A 4,052-nucleotide genomic window follows, 5' to 3' on the forward strand; every position below is an offset into this window, starting at 1 on the left:
CATCGCGAGCAAGCTCGGCTCCCACAGGGTTCTACAGTGTTCCTAGATCGTTGTTCATCGACTAAACGTATTTTCTTGACCTTTAAGTCAGAAAATCGTTGACCGCAAAGTCAGACCTGATAAATTCAGCCCAAGTCGATACAACAATAATGAGTCTGCGAGGCCTTCCGTGATCCAGTTTTTACTCAACCAGGAACTCCGTAGTGAGCACGCCCTGGACCCGAATCTGACCGTGCTCAATTATTTGCGCGAACACGTCGGCAAATCCGGTACCAAAGAAGGCTGCGCCAGCGGCGACTGTGGTGCGTGCACCGTGGTGGTAGGTGAGTTGCAGACCGACGAGGACGGCCGTGAACGCATTCGTTATCGCAGCCTCAATTCGTGCCTGACCTTTGTCTCTTCCCTGCACGGCAAGCAGCTGATCAGTGTCGAAGACCTCAAACACCAAGGCCAATTACACAGCGTCCAACAGGCGATGGTCGATTGCCACGGTTCACAATGCGGCTTCTGCACACCGGGCTTCGTGATGTCCCTGTTCGCCCTGCAAAAGAACAGCGAACAGCCCGACGCCCATAAGGCCCACGAAGCCTTGGCCGGCAATCTATGCCGCTGCACTGGCTACCGGCCGATTCTGGCGGCCGCCGAGCAGGTCTGCTGCACCAGGCAAGCGGACCAGTTCGACGCCCGCGAAGCCGAAACCATCGCTCGCCTCAAGGCCATCGCACCGACTGACACTGGTGAGCTCAACAGCGGCGACAAACGCTGTCTGGTGCCGCTGACCGTGGCCGACCTGGCCGACCTCTACGACGCGTATCCCCAGGCGCGTCTGCTGGCCGGCGGCACGGACCTGGCCCTGGAAGTCACCCAGTTCCATCGCACCCTGCCGGTGATGATCTACGTGGGCAACGTCGCTGAGTTAAAGCGTATCGAGCGTTTCGACGATCGCCTGGAGATCGGCGCCGCCACCGCGCTCTCCGACTGCTACGAAGCCTTGAATGCCGAGTACCCGGACTTCGGTGAACTGCTGCAGCGTTTTGCCTCGCTGCAAATCCGCAACCAGGGCACTTTGGGCGGCAACATCGGCAACGCCTCGCCGATTGGCGACTCGCCGCCCTTGCTGATCGCCCTCGGCGCGCAGCTCGTACTGTGCAAGGGCCAGACTCGCCGCACCCTGGCACTGGAAGACTATTTCATCGATTACCGGGTCACCGCCCGCCAGGAAAGCGAATTCATCGAGAAGATCATCGTGCCCCGGGCCAGCGCTGAGCAGGCGTTCCGCGCCTACAAGGTCTCCAAGCGCCTGGACGATGACATTTCCGCTGTATGCGCGGCGTTCAACCTGCGTATCGAGCATGGTGTGGTCCAGGACGCCCGGGTGGCCTTCGGCGGCATGGCCGCGACGCCCAAGCGCGCCAAGCATTGTGAAGCAGCATTGATCGGTGCTCCGTGGAACGACAGCACGGTCGAACGCGCCTGCGCCGCCCTGGCGGAAGACTTCACACCGCTGTCGGACTTCCGCGCCAGCAAGGAATACCGCCTGCTCAGCGCTCGCAACCTGCTGCGCAAATACTTCATCGAACTGCAAACGCCGCACATCGAGACTCGGGTGACCGCTTATGTCTAACCATCACGCCGTAGAGAAGACTCAAGCCGAGTTGGCCGAACTGTTCGCCCGCGACCTGACCACCGGCGTGGGTCGCAGCGTCAAGCATGACAGCGCCGCCAAACATGTGTCTGGCGAGGCCCAGTACATCGACGATCGCCTGGAATTCCCGAACCAGTTGCACGTTTACGCCCGGCTGTCGGACCGCGCCCACGCGCGGATCATCCGCATCGACACGGCGCCTTGCTACGCCTTTGAGGGCGTGCGCATCGCCATCACCCATGAAGACGTGCCGGGTCTCAAGGACATCGGCCCGCTGCTGCCCGGCGATCCGCTGCTGGCCATCGATGATGTGCAGTTCGTCGGCCAACCGGTGCTGGCGGTTGCCGCCAGGGACCTGGAAACCGCGCGCAAGGCCGCGATGGCGGCCATCATCGAATACGAAGACCTGGAACCGGTGCTGGACGTGGTCGAGGCCCTGCGCAAGCGGCATTTCGTGCTCGATAGCCACACCCACCAGCGCGGTGATTCGGCGGCGGCACTGGCCAGTGCCGAGCATCGCATCCAGGGCTCGCTGCACATTGGCGGCCAGGAACATTTTTACCTGGAAACCCAGATTTCCTCGGTGATGCCCACCGAAGACGGCGGCATGATCGTCTACTGCTCCACGCAGAACCCCACCGAAGTACAGAAACTGGTGGCCGAAGTGCTGGACGTTTCGATGAACAAAGTCGTGGTGGACATGCGCCGCATGGGCGGCGGCTTTGGTGGTAAGGAAACCCAGGCCGCCAGCCCGGCGTGCCTGTGCGCGGTCATCGCCCACCTCACCGGCCAGCCGACCAAGATGCGCCTGCCCCGGGTCGAAGACATGCTGATGACTGGCAAGCGCCACCCTTTCTACATCGAATACGACGTCGGCTTCGACAGCACCGGGCGTCTGCACGGCATTGCCCTGGAGCTGGCCGGCAACTGCGGTTGCTCGCCGGACCTGTCGGCCTCGATTGTCGACCGGGCGATGTTCCATGCCGACAACGCCTATTACCTGGGCGACGCGACCATCAACGGCCATCGCTGCAAGACCAACACCGCGTCGAACACTGCTTACCGTGGCTTCGGCGGGCCGCAAGGCATGGTCGCCATCGAAGAGGTGATGGACGCCATCGCCCGACATCTGGGGCTCGATCCGCTGGAGGTGCGCAAGGCCAACTACTACGGCAAGACCGAGCGCAACGTCACCCACTACTACCAGACCGTCGAGCACAACATGCTCGAGGAGATGACCGCTGAACTCGAGCAAAGCAGCCAGTATGCCGAGCGCCGCGAAGCGATCCGCCGCTACAACGCTAACAGCCCTGTGCTGAAAAAAGGCCTGGCGCTGACCCCGGTGAAATTTGGTATTTCGTTCACCGCCAGTTTTCTCAACCAGGCCGGGGCGCTGATTCACGTCTATACCGACGGCAGCATCCACCTGAACCATGGCGGCACGGAAATGGGCCAGGGCTTGAACACCAAAGTCGCGCAAGTGGTGGCCGAGGTGTTCCAGGTGGAAATGGACCGGGTGCAGATCACTGCAACCAACACCGACAAGGTGCCGAACACCTCACCCACCGCCGCCTCCAGCGGTGCCGACCTCAATGGCAAGGCTGCGCAGAATGCCGCCGAAACCATCAAGCAGCGCCTGGTGGAGTTCGCTGCGCGGCAGTACAAGGTCAGCGAAGAAGACGTGGCGTTCCACAACGGCCATGTGCGGGTGCGCGATCACATCCTGACGTTCGAGGCACTGGTCCAGCAGGCGTATTTCGCTCAGGTCTCGCTGTCGAGCACCGGTTTCTACAAGACCCCGAAAATCTATTACGACCGCAGCCAGGCCCGGGGCCGGCCGTTCTACTACTACGCCTATGGCGCGGCGTGCGCCGAGGTGATCGTCGACACCCTGACCGGCGAATACAAGATGCTGCGCACCGACATCCTCCACGACGTCGGCGCCTCGCTGAACCCGGCCATCGACATCGGCCAGGTCGAGGGCGGTTTCATCCAGGGCATGGGCTGGCTGACCATGGAAGAGCTGGTATGGAACGACAAAGGCAAGCTACAGACCTGCGGCCCGGCCAGCTACAAGATTCCCGCGGTGGCCGACATGCCGCTGGATCTGCGGGTCAAGCTGGTGGAAAACCGCAAGAACCCTGAAGACACCGTGTTCCACTCCAAAGCCGTGGGTGAGCCACCGTTCATGCTCGGCATCGCCGCGTGGTGCGCCATCAAGGACGCCGTGGCGAGCCTGGGGGCTTACCAGCACCAGCCAAAAATCGATGCGCCGGCGACCCCGGAGCGGGTGTTGTGGGGGTGTGAGCAGATGCGGGCATTGAAGGTGGCCAAGACCGTCGAAGTTGAAACCGAGTTGGCTTCGCTCTAAGACCGCGGCGCGGCCTTCGCGAGCAAGCCCGCTCCC

The 4,052-nt window shown here is 62.1% G+C and carries 2 protein-coding genes; both read left to right on the forward strand.

Translation table 11 applies throughout. The features are described from left to right. Positions 1-169 precede the first annotated feature (169 nt). Positions 170-1,624, forward strand: a complete 1,455-nt coding sequence (gene xdhA / locus HU811_RS25655; RefSeq protein WP_186658844.1) for a xanthine dehydrogenase small subunit — start codon at positions 170-172, stop codon at positions 1,622-1,624. Beyond that, positions 1,617-4,016, forward strand: a complete 2,400-nt coding sequence (gene xdhB, locus HU811_RS25660) for a xanthine dehydrogenase molybdopterin binding subunit (protein WP_186658847.1) — start codon at positions 1,617-1,619, stop codon at positions 4,014-4,016. The genes xdhA and xdhB overlap by 8 nt, the downstream gene beginning before the upstream one ends. Positions 4,017-4,052 lie beyond the last annotated feature (36 nt).

Origin of the sequence: Pseudomonas tehranensis (assembly GCF_014268615.1) — a bacterium.
Classification (GTDB): Bacteria; Pseudomonadota; Gammaproteobacteria; order Pseudomonadales; family Pseudomonadaceae; genus Aquipseudomonas; species Aquipseudomonas tehranensis.